The organism is Legionella sp. 39-23 (genome assembly GCF_001897665.1).
Taxonomy (GTDB): domain Bacteria; phylum Pseudomonadota; class Gammaproteobacteria; order Legionellales; family Legionellaceae; genus Legionella; species Legionella steelei.
This window is the reverse complement of record NZ_MKTO01000007.1, coordinates 15,891-32,784: the sequence shown is the minus strand read 5'-3', so window position 1 is coordinate 32,784 and position 16,894 is coordinate 15,891. Positions and strand designations below refer to the sequence as shown.

The following is a 16,894-nucleotide window of genomic DNA, read 5'->3' as shown; positions in this document are numbered from 1 at the left end:
TGTTGTGCATATCTTCACCGATTGTTTTATAAGAAGATATTACATTCTAAAATGCATCATAATTCTGCCTAAATTCACATGAAATTACCAGTATTTAAACGCGATTAATTGTAACTATATTATAAAGTTTCTTGTATTGAGGCTGTCCTTAATGCAGATCAGTTACAGAATGCTCCCAGCAAAATAATGCTACCGAACATAAAGTCAAGATGTTCACTATAATTAAAATAGACAAATAATTTAGATCCCTCTACACTTTGCACTAATTTTAACAAGAGATTAACTCACATGAACATCAGTGTATTTGATTTATTTTCAATTGGAATTGGCCCTTCAAGCTCTCATACTGTCGGCCCTATGCTTGCTGCAAATGCCTTTTTAAAATTGCTTGAAGACAAGCAGCTCATGAATCAGGTACAACGCGTTAAAACGGAACTCTATGGTTCACTGGCTTTAACAGGTAAAGGCCATGGAACAGATAAAGCCATTTTAAATGGGTTAGAAAACAAAGCCCCTGAGACTGTAGCTCCTGAATCCATGGTGCCACGCATGCATGAAATTCTTAGCACACATACACTCAATTTAGCAGGCAAGAAAAATATTAACTTTAATGAATCGACTGATTTTCTTTTTTTGCAAAAAGAGCTCTTGCCAAAACATTCTAATGGAATGCGGTTTTCTGCTTTCGACAATCAGAATAATTTATTGATTGACCAGGTTTATTACTCAATTGGTGGTGGCTTTATTACCACCGAAGAAGATTTTTCCAAAACCACTGAGGATACGAATCCACCTCCATATCCATTTTCAACCGCAGCCCAACTCTTAGAGTTATGCCAACAAAATGATTTAAGCGTTGCAGAATTAATGCTGATTAACGAAAAAACATGGCGCAGTACAGAGGAAATTCATCATGGCATTCTGGCCATTGCCAAAGTGATGAATGACTGTATCGCTAATGGGTGCGAGCATGATGGTATTTTACCAGGTGGACTTAATTTAAAAAGACGCGCCCCTGATTTATATCAAAAGCTTATGAATGAAAAGGGTGTAAAAAGTATTTTCGAACAATCAGATATCATGAACTGGTTAAATCTTTATGCTATGGCAGTCAATGAAGAGAATGCGGCTGGTGGACGTATCGTTACGGCGCCAACAAATGGTGCTGCGGGTATTATTCCTGCTGTCCTTAAATATTGTCAGCATGCACATGATAAAATGAGCAATGAAGTCATATACACCTATTTTCTCACTGCAGCAGCTATAGGCATACTTTATAAAAAAGGGGCTTCCATTTCTGGAGCTGAGGTAGGATGCCAGGGTGAGGTTGGTGTCGCCTCTTCTATGGCAGCAGCAGGTCTTACAGCCGTTCTTGGTGGTACTGTAGCACAAGTAGAAAATGCCGCAGAAATTGCAATGGAGCATCATTTAGGAATGACCTGCGACCCGGTTTTAGGTTTAGTACAAATACCATGTATTGAACGTAACGCTATGGGTGCTGTGAAGGCTGTAAATGCAACACGTATGGCACTTATTGGCGATGGCCAACATCAAATTTCGCTGGATAAAGTGATCAAGACTATGAAACAAACTGGAATGGACATGCAAAGCATCTATAAGGAAACGTCTATGGGTGGTTTGGCTGTTAATTTACCAGAGTGCTAAGAGCAGGCATAACTATCTATTCTGACATTCTGTTCTACCAATTTCTCTAAACTGGATAACTGATGTTCATGCATGGTCTCATAAAATAATAAAAACTCCTCCTCTGTAGTAGAGGAGGTTAACTCACTTACAATTCCCTCTAGTTTTTCCATTTTTTTATTAACTCTCATGTTTCGATATTCCTCATCACTAACTCTACCTTTAACAAAAAATAAATTCTTACTAATGGAGCCCCAGGCAGTTTCACCCTTCCCGTTGACAACCTCTTCTTTATGTTCTTCTGAATAGAGAACTTCTTTTTCTAATTCGGCGATTGAGTGTTTTGTACGTAATAGCCTGACTGGTAAGGAGCTAACTGCTATCTTAAAATTATAGATATCATCAAGTTCCTCCTCTGTATAACAATTAGTGAGGGATTCACGAATAAGCGCCAATATATTTATTGCTTCTTTCATTTTTGGTTCTTGTTGATGAGTACTCATATAATCATAAATCGGGCTGTACTTGTCCTGATTGGATAACATTGAAATACTATCGGCCACAAAATAAGCACATGCACGACCTGCTATTTGTAATGTGTCAACAGGAATATAAATCTTCAATGAACATAATTTACTTAAAGCGCCAAACCGCATTTTGCTGCTTAATGAGCTAACTAAAACTATAGATCGCATGAAGCCTAAGGGATCACAAATCAAAATATCTAAAGTAGGAGGCGTTTCTGATCCTTTAAAATTGAACTCTAAAAAGGACCAATGATTTAACCTTTCACTTCCGTCCCATTTTGAAATAGCAATTTGAAATCGTAAGTCTTCGCCACAATCCTTTACCATTCGCTCAATAATCTCTGTTAACCCATCTATTTCATCGTAACTCATTGCAAATGCATTAAAATGATCCCCACTTTTTTTCAATCGCCTCACTTTTTTTAAATATAAAAAAAATGCCATCAGGTTTTCTGGTATATTGCCGGGTTTGCCACTGAGTGCAAGTAATGACTTTATGTCTAAGATATTTTTCATGAGAGGCAGAATTTAATATTTAATTATTTCTTTTATTAATCTAAGTCAGATTAATGAAAATTAAAACAATTTTTAATAGTTATTAACGAAAACCCATGCATTCGCAGATTCTTTAGAAAAAAATAAATCGCTCATCGCATAACCAACGATCGCTGCAAGTGTGTCATTAAAATAAATCAAAGGAACTCGTTCTCTTAACCAGGGCGAAACACCCCACTCTTGGAATAATTTTTTTAACCGCTTGGTTTGTCCATGCCAGAAAAACTCTTCACCTCCTTGCCTAAATCGCACAAATATTTGCGTATTTTCAGGAATCACTAGACCTTGATTGCTTTTTTTTGCCAACAAATTAATCCCTGCATCAGCGATAATTAACGGTGAAGGAAATACGGACCATGCAACACAAGGCAACGGTTTTTTGGTTTTTTTTCTATCTAAATAGAGATGACCTTGATAACGACGCACACTCACGTCAGCCCAACTCACCTCGGGCATTGCGTCAGAACTTGCGAAGATCACCTCATCAATCAACCGCCCAAAGGTGGCTGTTGATGGCAATTGAACCCGATTATTTTTCAACCACACTCTAAGCGCATTCGCTATACGATCACGACTCAGTTCTTTTAATGAGGTGATTAATAAGACATTGTTTGTTAATACGTCTGAATTTTCTTCCAATGCAGTAGACTTCTTTCCAAACGCTACTATGGTGGATGTGGAAAGAGGACTAACATCTTGTGCCGCCAACGTATCTAAATTTCTTTTGGCTTGCTGACAATGAAGCGCAGCTCTTGCAATATTCCCCACTACTCCCGGCCATTTCTTTTGCAACAAAGGGATAACTTGTTGGCGTAGGTAATTTCGTGAATAATTGATGTCTTGATTACTCTCATCTTCAATCCAACTTAATTGATGCAAAACAGCATAATGCTCAAGTTGCTCGCGAGAATGACTTAAAAAAGGTCGAGCCATTCCCCCTAACTCAAATTGACCAAAATCCGACATCGCAGCCAAACCATCTACGCCGGCACCACGAAATAGTTGCAAAAGCACTGTTTCAGCTTGGTCATCTAAATGATGTCCTAAAATCAAGCAGTCTTGTTCTGTCATCAAGGAAGAAAAAACAGCATAACGAGCAATACGTGCGCCCTCTTCGATATTGGCAGCACGATCAAATTGCACGGATTGAGTCATGAAAGGAATATCTAAATTATGGCAAACCTGCTGACAGTGTGTTTGCCAAAGAGATGCATGAGCACTAATACCATGATTAACATGCACTGCAACTAATTTAGTGAGTAAAGATGGGTGGGACGCAAGAACATGTAAAAGCACCGTTGAATCAAGCCCACCACTAAACCCTACAATTAATTTATTAAAATGACTTAGGCGAGAAAACCACTCGACATTCAATAGAGGCTTAATCAGTTGCTCCCATAGCCATAAATTTCTGATATCTGTTTTCGACGAGTTGGTCCAGAGGCAATTTCTTTAAAGTACGCAACTCACTAAGCAAAATATCTTTTAAACGTGCTGCCATTTCATCGACATTACGGTGCGCCCCCCCCAATGGCTCAGGTACTACCATATCGATTAACTTATTTTCCATAATTTTATCTGCAGTGATTCTCATCGCACGAGCTGCTTCACTTGCTTTAGATGCATCCTTCCAAAGAATAGAAGCACAACCTTCAGGAGAAATTACGGAATAAATACCGAATTGCAGCATTAACACACGGTCACCAACACCGATTGCCAATGCACCACCAGAACCTGCTTCTCCGGTTACCACGCAGATAATTGGCGTTTTAAGATTTGACATCACAAAGAGGTTTCGAGCAATTGCTTCAGATTGATTGCGCTCTTCAGCACCAATCCCCGGGTATGCTCCTGCTGTATCAATAAACGTAAAAATAGGTAATTTGAATTTTTCAGCCATGTTCATTAAGCGCAACGCTTTTCGATACTCTTCTGGACGAGCCATACCAAAATTACGATATACTTTCTCTTTGGTGCGTTTGCCTTTTTGATGGCCAAGCACCATAACTGGCTCACCATTTAAACGTGCCAAACCACCAATAATTGCAGGGGCCGCAGAACAACTTCTATCGCCGTGTAACTCCTGAAAATCAGTAAAAATACGTTCAATATAATCAGTAGTCTGTGGTCTCAGTGGATGCCTTGCCATTTGCGCTATTTGCCAAGGTTCCAGGTTTGAAAAAACTTGTACTGTTAAATCAGAACATTTTGCCTGCAATCGTGCTATTTCGTCACTTAAATTCACTTCGTTATCATGTCCTAACATACGAAGTGCTTCAATTTTTTGATTCAACTCTTCGATGGGTTGCTCAAAATCCAAAAACTGTCGGCTCATTGAATACTCTTTGGTGAATTAAATAATCATGGTATATGATAACCTTAACCGACAATTGATGCCAGATTCAAACAACGTATATGATCATCACAGGATTCAACCCTTTAAATACACAAAACTGCGTCTTAAATGAGGCTCGAATTGATCTTTGGCAATTTTCTTTAGTGCATGAATTAAATAATGCATATGAACTATTAAATCACGAAGAGCAAGCACGTGCGGAACGATTCTATTTCAGCAGGCATAAACGCCGCTTCTCTACTGCTCGTGCTACTTTGAGAATTATCCTGGCAAGTTACCTTAATATGCCTCCAGAAGAGTTGGAATTTACTTATAATAATCATGGAAAACCAGAGGTCATTAATACAACAAAACTGCAATTTAATATAAGCCACACCGGTGATTTAGCACTACTTGCAGTGGGAAAAGGTTTTCCCTTAGGCGTGGACATAGAAAAATATTCTGCTCGGCCTTATGAGGGCATTGCCAAAACTTTATTTTCCGATCATGAGTATGAAGAATTTATTAGAGTTCCACTCGCTTTAAAACCTGCTGTATTCTTCCATGTTTGGGCACAAAAAGAAGCATTTATTAAAGCCTGTGGCTTAGGCCTTTCGTATCCAACCAAACATTTTAGCGTACCCATATCGATACCAACAAAACAGCTGGTGAATGATCCATTGCATAATATGACGTGGCAATTACGCTCTTTTATGCCAGAAGTAGCCTGTAGCGGTGCTTTATGTCATCATCCCACCGTTAGGGAAATTAGACATGGATTTATTCATCTTCAACAAGATGCTCGCTTGATTTTTTAGGTTTCTATCAATGCACTTTACTTCTTCACAACTCACATTATTACAATTACTTGGTGATGGCGAATGCCACAGTGGCTCTGAGCTAGGGATAGCGCTGGGTATTACTCGTTCCGCTATATGGAAACAAATTAATCATTTAATTGAATCAGGAATCCCTGTAAAACGCATAAGGCATCAAGGTTACCAACTTCCCAATCAATTGATTTTATTGAATAAACAACAGATTGCAGAACATCTTGCAGCAGCACAACGAACAACTCCGTTCAAGTTACACCTATTTACCAGCATTGATTCAACAAATCGTTATCTTAAAGATTTACCCCTGGCACATTCAGTTGATATTTGTTGTGCCGAAATACAAACTCAGGGCAGAGGTCGATTTGGAAGGCACTGGCACTCACCTTTTGGAGAAAATATATATTGTTCGAGTCGTTGGGACCTCAACTATGATCTCACCAAACTTTCTGGATTAAGTTTAGTGACCAGTTTGGCCATTGTGGCAACGTTAAACGAGTTAGACATATCATCCAACATTAAGATTAAATGGCCCAATGATATTTTATGGGCTAACAAAAAATTATGCGGTAGTTTGATTGAAATATTGGCCGAATCGAACGGTAATATTCAAGTCATTATTGGTATTGGCTTAAACGTCAATTCAGACACCAAGAACCATCCTCTTCCAGATAAACCCTGGTGCTCACTATATGAAATAACTCAGAAACATTTTGATCGTAATTTCCTTATTGCAAAACTGATGACCAATTTAGAAACTTATTTAATCAAGTTTATTCACCATGATCTTAATTACTTTATGGATGAGTGGAGTAAATCGGATTATTTATTCGGAAAGAATATTCAAGTAACTCAATCGGCAAATACTTTTTCTGGGCTTGCTTGCGGAATTAATGAGTTAGGACAATTAATACTACAAGATGAGTCAGGCTTAAAGCACTTTCTCTCCTCAGGAGATACTTCACTTCACCAAAAATCATAAGCAGTTACAACAGAATGGATAACGGAAAGTTTGTCCCGAGCATTTTTAAGTGCTCGGAACCGGATGAGCTGCGAGGAAATCGATTATACTGCTTCTTCAGATTCGTCTGATTGTTTTTCTTGCTGTATGCGTAAATAAATTTCTTCACGATGGACAGATACATCTTTAGGTGCATTAATACCGAGACGTACTTGATTACCTTTTACACCTAGTACGGTAATATTAACATCATCACCTATGATTAATGTTTCACCAATTCGTCGAGTTAAAATTAACATAAAAATCTCCCTAACAAAGCAGCTACCTATTCCTCCACAGAACGCAATCCATGGTATTCTTGATAGCCAAAAACGACTAAAAACAAATTTATATTTGCTATTCGAATTTAATTTTACACTGTGATTATTAACGCAGTATTAAGAAATCGATTAATTTTACTTTTTTACTAGAAAAAATCCATTTTTAACTAAGGTTTATTTACAATTCGCTAGTTTGAGGCAAAATGATGCGATTTTAGAAGGCAAATAAAACCCTAAGTAAAATTAATAAGTAAGTGCTGTTGGATACATTGGAAACTTTCGTTCAATTAGATAATATATGAACAACATAATAATAATTTGCATGAATAAAAATCCAAAATGAATCCTATGCTCCTGAATCAGCAACACCAAAACTAAAAAGGATACATTCATTACTGTTTGTCCCAATAAAATTGTTGGAACACTAACCCCTGACTGTCTTAATCGCTGATAAGCATGTTTTTTATGCGCTGCAGACCAGTTTTCTTTATGAATCATTCTGCGCAATAAAGTAATAGTCGAATCAAAAAGAAATAAACCGTTTAGCATAAACCAATAAAAAATTGGGATTTGAAATTTTTGTTGTGCGATTAACGCGATACAAAAAGTAATCAATCCTAAAGTCGCACTACCAACATCTCCCATAAACAATTTTGCGGGTGGGAAATTAAAAAATAAAAAGCCTATAAGGCTAAAAATTAGTATAAGGCAAAAACTTTGGTAAAACGTCGCATGCATCATACCGAAGAGAATTGCATAGGCACAAAATAAAAAAACAGATTGCAATGCACAAAAACCATCAATGCCATCCATAAAATTAAAATGGTTAATGGCCCAGATAACCGCGAAAAAAATAAACGGGATAATAAAAAAAGAATAGTGAACTGCAATAAAACCAAAATCCAATTGCTCAGGTCGTATAAAAAGAGCAATGAATAAGGCAACACCACTTTGGGCAAAAAACCTCGGTTTTACTGATAAATTATATAAGTCATCAAGAAAACTAATTGCCGCAAGAAAAAAAATACAGAGCATGAACGGTAACTGCTCAAAAACAGATGTATGTGTCACATAGCAAAGAAGAGGCAAAGCCAGCACAGACAACCCAATAAAAATAAGTCCTCCACCCCTGATTGTTGGGATAGTATGCATGGAGCGATTATTGGGTTTATCCATAAGACGGGTATTCTGTGCAAAAACACAGAATACTTTTGTCAGTACAATGGAACACGTTAAAAAAAAGATACTAAGAACTAAATTCACTTTGATACCATTCAACAGTTTTTTTCAATCCTTCATCCGAACTAACAGGAGGCTTCCAGCCTAACTCTGATTTGATTTTGTTGTTATTGATCTCTAAGGATGAAAGTAAGCGATTACTCAATTTTTTCATTCCTAAAAGCTGAAAACTTTTTTCCAGCAAACGTTCAGGCACAGGAATTAAGCGAGTTTTTGTATTCATTTTTTGTGCGATGAGATGCATTAATGAGGGTACAGAAAATGAATCATCATCAGCAACCAAATAGGTCTGATTAGCCGCTGCGGGATGAGTAACTGAAATACATAATGCCGAAACCAAATTCTCAATAAAAATAAAATGACGCTTATTCTGTATGCTCGCAAAAGGTAAAGGCATTCTCTTCTTAACTAAGTGCAGCATTTTTAAAAAATTAGCCTTAACCTCTGGTCCATAAACTAATGGCGGTCTAAGAATAACCACTTCCAAAGAAGAATTTTGGCTGATTGTTTGTAAATATTGCTCAGCATATAACTTGCTGTGCCCGTAAGGATCTTCCGGTTGTGCTTTGCTTTCTTCAGAAAAGGGTTGCCCCTTTAATGTAAACTCACCATTTACTTTAATTGAACTCAAAAATATAAATCGTTTTACTTGATGTTTCGCTGCCTGTTCTGCAAAATTTTTTGTTGCTTCACTATTTATTTTATAATAATCATCGGAGTCTGAAGCATTTTTTTCCTTCATTACATGGACTCTGGCTGCTAAATGAATAACTACATCGATTCCAGAAAGTGCTTCGCTCCAATCAGTCTCTGATTCTAATTTATTCACTTTGATTTGTTCGGCTTTGAGCCAATTAACATTTTGAGATACTGCACATCGAACATCATGACCAGCACTGATAAGAGCGGGCACTAATTTTCTTCCAATGAATCCCGTGGCACCAGTAACTAATATCTTAGGCATAATAAATCCTGAAAATTCAACCGCATTTGCTTCATTATCAACTGATGACGAGCACTATATACTAATACATTAAAAGATAACAATAAATTATCTATAAATTTTTCCTTGGTCAGCAGTCGCAAATTTCCTCCATTTAAGGATATACTTACCAAACCTTTTTAAACCGGAATTTTTGCATGTCCTTGAAGGCCATGTACAACGACATCGCGGAACACTATGCTATAGCCAATCGTTTTGGTGCAATTAGCCAGAGTCATCAAGTAGCAATTGAACAAATGAAAAGCTTTTATTTGGGTATGAAGCCTCATTATAAAGTTCTTGATTTGGGTATTGGTGATGGTGCATTTCTCAAAAAACTACAACAAATAATGCCGCAAGCCGAATTTACAGGAATTGATGTTTCCTCTGAAATGTTAAAACGAGCTCGCGAAACATTACCTGTAATTACTATAGAAGGAAGTGCAGCACAAGCCAATAAGTTCCTCCCCCCTCATAGCCAAGATTTAATCCTAGCGCATTTTATTAATGCCTATATCCCCATTAAGGTTTTATTTAATGAGGCGAAACTACTGACCCGCGCAAATGGTCATTTTTCAATGATTACTACAACCTATGATTCGTTTCCAGTCGCGCAACAACGCCTCGCTGAATTTATTACGGAAGACTCCATCTTAAGTAGTGTTGTTGGTCATTATTATAAATCCATTGTAAAAAATACCACGGTTGCCGCCAATAACAATGAATTGATGCAAGCATTTCAACAACATCAATTCGAAGTCATTGCACATCAACGTTTGGAAATACCCATAACGCTGAATACCATTGATGAATTAGCGCTTTTTGGTATTGAAGGTACTTGGTTTCTCAATACATTATCCATTAGAATGTTGCCAAAAATATTTTTAATTCAAAGGCTTAAGCGACTTTTCAGTAAAATATTCACCTTCCCCTATCATGATACTCACATAATTGATGTCGTTCTTGCCAGAAAATGATAATCTGAAATAATTATCTTTAGGTGATGAGGGAAAAATGATTTCTCAAGAAGTGAAAAACTATTTGCCTGAATTAGCTCTGCGACAAAAACAAGCCAGTAACATCATATACATTACCTTTTGGAGCCAGTTTTCTGTATATGCGCTTAATACCATAATGGTTCTATTTTTAACTCGCCCCGTATGGTCTCAAGGTTTAGGATACAGCCAAGCCAAAGCATATGCATTTATTGGAGTGGCTCATGCAATGGGCTATTTGATGCCTATGCTTGGTGGGTATATGGCTGATACTGTAGTCGGAATCAGGCGATCAATACTTCTCGGCAGTATCATGTTGGCCACTGCTTATTTGCTCATCATGATTAGTGGATACACCGTAAGTTCTCTAGGAGACACTTTTTTTATTGCTGCCTATGCATTTGTTCCTGCGACCAACTCTCTCTTAATGGGAACCTCCTCAAGCATGGTGTCGCATATTTATTCCGATGATGCGATTAAAGCAAAATCAGCCATGACATACTATTACATAGCAATTAATGTGGGTGCTTTATTAGCAACGCTAATTGCCCCATTACTCTTTGAAAGCCGTTATGGCCCACTTTCCATACTGACCTTAGCCTTTGTGGGTAAGTCAATTGCTGCGTTAAATTTTGCAAAACGTTACTCTATTTATGAAAATGTGATTTGGGGCAAAGATCAATCCAAACTGTCTCAATCAGGCATCCTGCGTTTAATTGCCTACATAGTTACCATTTATGTACTGACTTTATTTGCCTATTCTCATGTTTATATTGCAAGCACAATCATCGCTACGGGTTGTGGGATAGGAATTGCATGGTTTTTAAAGAAAACGCTAACCCTTACAGGGAACATTCGCGACAAACAAATGATTGCTCTTTTACTCATCATTGAAGCAGTCGTATTTTTTGTTATCTACAACCAAATGAATAGCACCTTAATTTTGTTCGCAGAAAATAATTCCGATCATAATTTATTTGGTTTAACGGTATCTCCCGCTCATTATCAAATACTAAATCCATTACTTATCTTAGCTATTGGCAGTCAGTTGCCCCGTTTTTATAAACTGTTCCCACGCTTCACAATTCCCTATCAATTTGCTGCAGGCACCGCCCTTGCGGGAGTTGCTCTTTTGGTTATGGCATTTGCTGCTTCGACTACTACAGATGGAATAATTAATGGCAATTACATTGCATTAACTTATATTCTCATTTCAATTGCAGAATTATGGGTAAGCGCCATTGGTTTAAGTATGGTTGGTCTGTATTGTGACAAACACTCAATTGCTTTTGCCATGGGGGTATGGTACCTGGCAAGTTCTCTGGCACATGCCATCTCAGGTAGGATTGCCGCTTGGGTCGCAATACCCAATACTGTTCACTCGGCCATAGAAAGCCTACCTTATTATGAAAACTATTATTTAGTTTTGGGAATAACCGCTATGGTACTTGGCACACTCATGTATCTTTTTGCGTATGTTTTACAAAAGTTCATGCGAAAAAGAGGTGTGATTTTAGGTTAAACGTACCAAGCTTTATTGCATTAATTTTAACATTCAAGATGTTAATAAATGCAAATGGCACTTCTTTTAATCTTAAAGTAAATAAGACACTTGCGTGTACTTTACATAATTCGTACTCTATGTTTTTTTGATCATAGTGTACGATTATATGAAGATTTATTTCCAAAATATTACATTTCAAGGCAGCCCTTTAATATGGGAACTGGATGAAAAAACTCATAAAGCGACATGCTTATTATATTGTATTAAAAAAGAGAGTTATTCTCGATTTGAACCTAAAATAGACCTCGAGATGTTTAAAAAATTTCCTGGCGTCATTATTGATGATGGGGCAGTTATTATTAAAGATGTCAGAACATTTACCGAGGCGTATCAAAGCTTAGAGCACCTTAATAAACTAAAAGATACAATTGTTCAACCTAAAGCCGCCATACTAAGGCAACAGAGTACTTTTTTTCAATATAGAAAAGATAAAGCACTCGAAGGCTCTACTCTCTTTTCAACTCGTAATAATATTCGTAGGCACAGTGCATCCGCTGCCACCCTCACCTTGTATGCTCGCATCATTTTGGATGAACTAATCAAAAATGATCATGAGAATTCTTCTTTATGGGGAGATACAGTTGCGTATGAAACCTACTTTGAGAAAAAAACAAGTAATGACGCTAAAGCACGTGGGGCCATTCTCCTGCAATCGGCGACCTCACTTAATATCATGGTGCAATATAAAAAAAATCATCGCCTTTATCCTTTAAAATCGCAGCTAATCCAAGAAATTCGAGGGCTGTTGGATGTACTTGATCCAATTTATATCAGTTGGTGTACTGAAAAAATGACACACACAAACAGAAAAGCAGTTTTTGATTATTTTCAAAATGCGGTATTAGAAGCCATGCTTAATGGAAAATTAAATAATAAGGCAACTGAGTTTGAAACACCCGAACTAGATCAGTTAAATCCAGCACTAAGAGAATATGCAATCGGAAAAGCACGTGCTTTACGAGCCGAAGTCATGCTCATGAAATTCAATGTACTAATTAACTCAGAATTAACTCCTGAGCTCGCGCTCAATGAAAAAGAGGCAAAAAAAGTTCTGCCAAAAATTACTTCCTTTCGTAACTTTGTGCTCAAACAGCCTATAGAGGTCATTGAAGATATAAAACAAAAGCTAAAAAAGATAGCCGATTTGGTTATTCAATCAGGAATTGTTGAAGAATCTAATCTAAAACTCAGTATGCAGCTAAATCAAGAGTTGAGTAGTAAAGCACCAGTGGTTATGAATTTTTATTCATTTCAGAACCTGTTAAACATTCAATTGAACAAACAACTGACAACCTATAAAAAAGAGTTAATACCTGATCTTGTCACTAAAGTAGCTAAAGAAACGATAATTCAAATCAATAAAACTTTTACACAGGAACATAGCCAGTATATTGCGCCACTTTCAAACGTAGTGGATAGTGATTTTTACTTGTGCCAGGAATGTGCTGATCAATTAGCTGTTGAATTGGCAGAAATTAAACTGAAACATCCTAAGGATGAGAAAAAAGTACTTGCCTATAGCCATGCGGTAGCAGATAAAGTGGTGAATCTCTTGCAACACCAAGTGCATAAACTCAGCCCTACTGATCATAAAGTTACTGCAACAAGCTCTATGTCTCTTATGTAGGGATTCAGTGTTTTTAGCTTGGGTGAAGACGTAAGCTGTAACCCGCGGAATCTGCAGAAAAACCCGGTTTCCGCTGCGCTGCTTCACTCAGGCTGAATAAATTAATTATCTAAACCCAAATTATCTTGCTTAAAAATTCTATCTGCACGATAGCTAGAACGCACCAATGGACCAGAAGCTACTTCAAAAAATCCTTTCTGCAATCCAATCTGTCTTAGTTCAGCAAAAGTCTCGGGAGTCACATAACGTGCAATAGGTAAATGGTTTTTTGTGGGCTGCAAATATTGTCCTAGAGTAAGAATATCTACATTATGCGCGCGTAGATCATCCATTGTTTGCACAATTTCCTCGTCCGTTTCACCTAAACCTAACATTAAGCTGGTTTTTGTCAGTACATCAGGTCGATAACGTTTCGCGTATGCAAGTACATTCAACGTTTGACTATAGCCTGCTCTATTATCACGGACTGGGTGTGTCAAACGCGCTACAGTTTCTACATTTTGTGCAAATACATCAACACCACTATCCAGTAATACTGCGATGTCTTTTTCTACACCTTGAAAATCAGGGGTTAATGCTTCAACTTTAGTTTTTGGAGAACGTTGTTTAATCGCTTGTATCGTCCGTGCATAATGATTAGCACCGCCATCAGGCAAGTCATCCCTATTTACTGAAGTTAACACCACATAATCAAGATTCATTAATGCGACGGTATTTGCCGTATTTTCTGGTTCGTGTGCATCCAGCCAACCATGAGGATTGCCTGTATCTACCGCACAAAAACGACATGCGCGTGTACAGACAGATCCCATTAACATGATTGTTGCAGTACCATGCGACCAACACTCAGAAATATTAGGGCATTTTGCTTCTTCGCAAACAGTAGATAGGCGATGCTTTTGTACTTGCTCTTTTACCTGGTGATATGCTGGAGTAGTATGGTTTACTACGCGTAACCATTTAGGTTTAGGCAAACGCTCATAAGCATGTTCTGTTGCTTTGACGCCATCTTTAATTGCTGTTACGCCATGAGATGTTTTATATTTTTGCCCGCTCTCTACAACAACTGGAATATCAATGAGCTTACTCATGTTATCACCTGAAAAACAAAGAGAGATGATAATCCCAAATCATCAAAATAAGATCAAGTCAAATTTAAAAAGTATCCACACACCGCCAGGATAAATAAAGTCACCATAGATACTCCAAAGTATGGCAAGATAAAGGGATAAGCGATTAAACTTACTGCAATTGCGATCAGAAACAATAAACCAATGTTGATAAATTTTGTTCTTAATGCAGCAAAACGTTCCACCTTAAGTAAGACTAAGTAGATAAATAAAATCAAAATTAAAGGAAGTATGTATATTCCCTGATAAAGCAATTGATACAAACTTGTTTGCGAACCCGTTAAATGCTGATCATTTAACCATTGTTGGAAGATGGTCGCCCAATTCATCACACAAGTTTGTTGATAAATTGTAGTGATTAATCCTAATAAGAAAGCCAATAAAAAGTATAAAACACTAGAAGACTGTTTTTTAAGATAATGTATTACAAAATAAATAGTGAGTGCTCCTAATAATGCAGCAGGAATACGCAACCAAGGCAATAGCTCAAAAAATACATTGGGATAAGCCTGTTGAAAATAATGAACTATTGCTACTGAAAAGATAAATAGGAAGCCCGCGATAATTTGTTTTTTCTTTTGAGTTTCAATAAAGAGAAAAGCAAGAAATCCAGCGAAACAAAAGAATGCACAAGGGCTAAAAGAATCCATAAATGCTATGGTTGTTGTAAACTGTAACCTAGATGGTTTCTCTACCAATCCGGTAATAAAACGATTTGCATTAGCTAAATGTCGCAATGCATCTACAGTTGTTTGCGTTAGCTTACCTTTTTTTTGAATTTGTTGCTTACAATAATTAATTCCTTGTAATAAATCTTTTCCAGTGGTTTCTGCTGAGGTAAATCCTACCCAGCGTGAATTACAAAAGTAGATTGATGGAACAGCAAAATCATCCATTTGCTGTGCACTCAATAATTGATAAAAACGACCCAATGCATTTTTATCCTGGTTAATATAATATCGTTGAACATGCAGATCAGGGTTTTTCGCTTCTAGATCGCGAAAAAATGCATCCGCATTTTGACAATGGGGGCATGTGGATGACAAAAACATTTCGATGTTGATAACAACTTGGTTATCTGTACTTTTGGAATACCATGTGGGCGATAACTCAGTAGCCCACGCAGGAGCTTGAAATATCAAAAAAATTAAAATCAATCTGAAGACTGTTTTCATATGAGCCATGAGTACATTAAAAAAGATACTATATCATCCTAAAAAATTCTGTTAATAGGTATGGATGTAATTTTCTAATTGCTCAATCACTCTAGCCTTATCTTCCAATAAATGATAAAGCACATCACCAATGGATAAGATAGCTATAATCCCATCAGTTTCGTCACGAATTAACACATGTCTTCTTTTCGTTGCAGTCATTGCCTGCATCGCTTTTTCCACGACATCATTAGAGTTAAGAATCGTGACGTCCTTATTGACCACATCAGAAACTTTTCCTGTTTCCAGATTAATGCATCTGTGTAAGCAAGAACGAACAATATCCCGCTCACTCACTATACCTACTAATTGGTTGTCATTATCCATTACAACCAATGCTCCAATATCATATTCTGTCATCATATCAATACTTTTTTTTACAGAATCGTTTGGACTAATATAGATCATTTCTCGTCTTGGCGTTGGCAAAGCATTATGAATTAGGTCAGCCATTTTATTCTCCATTTGAATACACTTAACCCTTTGTATAAATATAGTACAAATGGAGAATATTTAAGCTTATGGACGGATAATTATATTATTTTCTACTGCACGTACACCTGGAACCTGACGAGCGATCTGTTCTGCGACATCACTTTGACGAATTTTCTTAACATAGCCAGTAAGAATCACAACATCCTGTCTTGTTTGAACACGTACATGAGCTATCGCAAGATCATCATTACGCATCAAAGCTTCTTGCACTGCTTGCGATAAATTTGTGCTTGTAGCAGTTGACGGTGTAAAAGGTCTAAATATATTGGAGGTCGCCTGATTTGACTGACAGCCAGCTAATGAAAATAGAAAAAAAACAACAAGAATATTAAGTACATACTTTTGCATAAAAAGTCTCCGATATCAATTCAAACAATCCAACCATACTTAGTGCAATGATTTATTTTCATGCTACAACCTTAGTAAAAATGACGCTGTAGTATTGGGTAAAGACACTCAAGTAAAGTGAATAG

General features: G+C 37.1%; 16 protein-coding genes. 6 read left to right on the top strand and 10 right to left on the bottom strand.

From position 1 onward, the window contains the following. Positions 1 to 288 precede the first annotated feature (288 nt). Positions 289 to 1,665: an L-serine ammonia-lyase gene (locus BGO44_RS03840; RefSeq protein ID WP_058510945.1), complete on the top strand. Its 1,377-nt coding sequence runs from the start codon at positions 289 to 291 to the stop codon at positions 1,663 to 1,665. Here BGO44_RS03840 and BGO44_RS03835 read toward each other — a convergent pair. From BGO44_RS03835 to BGO44_RS03825, 3 genes are all read right to left on the bottom strand, one after another. Then, positions 1,662 to 2,687: a hypothetical protein gene (locus BGO44_RS03835; protein WP_058510946.1), complete on the bottom strand. Its 1,026-nt coding sequence runs from the start codon at positions 2,685 to 2,687 to the stop codon at positions 1,662 to 1,664. The genes BGO44_RS03840 and BGO44_RS03835 overlap by 4 nt on opposite strands. A 72-nt stretch (positions 2,688 to 2,759) precedes the next feature. Further along, the gene (tilS, locus tag BGO44_RS03830; RefSeq protein WP_058510947.1) at positions 2,760 to 4,115 is read right to left on the bottom strand and encodes a tRNA lysidine(34) synthetase TilS; all 1,356 of its coding nucleotides are present in this window, start codon (positions 4,113 to 4,115) and stop codon (positions 2,760 to 2,762) included. Further along, positions 4,108 to 5,061 carry an acetyl-CoA carboxylase carboxyltransferase subunit alpha gene (locus BGO44_RS03825; RefSeq protein ID WP_058510948.1) on the bottom strand — a complete coding sequence of 318 codons (954 nt, stop codon included), beginning with the start codon at positions 5,059 to 5,061 and terminating at the stop codon, positions 4,108 to 4,110. Before BGO44_RS03825 ends, tilS begins: the two co-directional genes overlap by 8 nt. Positions 5,062 to 5,141: 80 nt before the next feature. Between BGO44_RS03825 and BGO44_RS03820 the strand changes: the two genes are divergently transcribed. Beyond that, entirely contained in the window at positions 5,142 to 5,879 is a 738-nt protein-coding gene (locus BGO44_RS03820; protein ID WP_058510949.1) for a 4'-phosphopantetheinyl transferase family protein, read from the top strand. 10 nt (positions 5,880 to 5,889) lie between these two features. Beyond that, positions 5,890 to 6,876 carry a biotin--[acetyl-CoA-carboxylase] ligase gene (locus BGO44_RS03815; protein ID WP_273199405.1) on the top strand — a complete coding sequence of 329 codons (987 nt, stop codon included), beginning with the start codon at positions 5,890 to 5,892 and terminating at the stop codon, positions 6,874 to 6,876. A gap of 83 nt (positions 6,877 to 6,959) precedes the next feature. Here the strand turns inward: BGO44_RS03815 and csrA are convergent, their stop codons facing one another. The 3 genes from csrA to BGO44_RS03800 all read right to left on the bottom strand — a co-directional run bounded on the left by csrA (position 6,960) and on the right by BGO44_RS03800 (position 9,378). Then, positions 6,960 to 7,154 carry a carbon storage regulator CsrA gene (gene csrA / locus BGO44_RS03810; protein ID WP_010654169.1) on the bottom strand — a complete coding sequence of 65 codons (195 nt, stop codon included), beginning with the start codon at positions 7,152 to 7,154 and terminating at the stop codon, positions 6,960 to 6,962. A 264-nt stretch (positions 7,155 to 7,418) separates the two neighbouring features. Then, complete coding sequence (locus BGO44_RS03805) at positions 7,419 to 8,438, bottom strand: MraY family glycosyltransferase (protein ID WP_193393401.1); 1,020 nt, start codon at positions 8,436 to 8,438, stop codon at positions 7,419 to 7,421. After that, positions 8,422 to 9,378, bottom strand: coding sequence for a UDP-glucose 4-epimerase family protein (locus BGO44_RS03800; protein ID WP_273199406.1), 957 nt, complete (start codon positions 9,376 to 9,378; stop codon positions 8,422 to 8,424). The genes BGO44_RS03805 and BGO44_RS03800 overlap by 17 nt, the downstream gene beginning before the upstream one ends. 176 nt (positions 9,379 to 9,554) lie before the next feature. Here BGO44_RS03800 and BGO44_RS03795 point away from each other — a divergent pair, with 176 nt between their 5' ends. The 3 genes from BGO44_RS03795 to BGO44_RS03785 all read left to right on the top strand — a co-directional run bounded on the left by BGO44_RS03795 (position 9,555) and on the right by BGO44_RS03785 (position 13,582). Beyond that, positions 9,555 to 10,373, top strand: a complete 819-nt coding sequence (locus tag BGO44_RS03795) for a class I SAM-dependent methyltransferase (protein ID WP_058510952.1) — start codon at positions 9,555 to 9,557, stop codon at positions 10,371 to 10,373. Between the two features lie 37 nt (positions 10,374 to 10,410). Further along, complete coding sequence (locus BGO44_RS03790; protein WP_058510953.1) at positions 10,411 to 11,913, top strand: peptide MFS transporter; 1,503 nt, start codon at positions 10,411 to 10,413, stop codon at positions 11,911 to 11,913. Positions 11,914 to 12,205: 292 nt separating this feature from the next. Further along, the gene (locus BGO44_RS03785) at positions 12,206 to 13,582 is read left to right on the top strand and encodes a hypothetical protein (RefSeq protein WP_273199407.1); all 1,377 of its coding nucleotides are present in this window, start codon (positions 12,206 to 12,208) and stop codon (positions 13,580 to 13,582) included. Between the two features lie 101 nt (positions 13,583 to 13,683). Here BGO44_RS03785 and lipA read toward each other — a convergent pair whose 3' ends face one another. From lipA to BGO44_RS03765, 4 genes are all read right to left on the bottom strand, one after another. Further along, entirely contained in the window at positions 13,684 to 14,673 is a 990-nt protein-coding gene (gene lipA, locus BGO44_RS03780; protein WP_058510955.1) for a lipoyl synthase, read from the bottom strand. Positions 14,674 to 14,726: 53 nt separating this feature from the next. Next, positions 14,727 to 15,887 (bottom strand): hypothetical protein, encoded by a 1,161-nt coding sequence (locus tag BGO44_RS03775; protein ID WP_286822654.1) that lies wholly within the window; start codon positions 15,885 to 15,887, stop codon positions 14,727 to 14,729. Positions 15,888 to 15,938: 51 nt separating this feature from the next. Then, entirely contained in the window at positions 15,939 to 16,379 is a 441-nt protein-coding gene (locus tag BGO44_RS03770; protein ID WP_058510956.1) for a CBS domain-containing protein, read from the bottom strand. 66 nt (positions 16,380 to 16,445) lie between these two features. Further along, a complete protein-coding gene (locus tag BGO44_RS03765; protein ID WP_058510957.1) occupies positions 16,446 to 16,769 on the bottom strand; it encodes a BON domain-containing protein in 324 nt (107 codons plus the stop codon). Positions 16,770 to 16,894 lie beyond the last annotated feature (125 nt).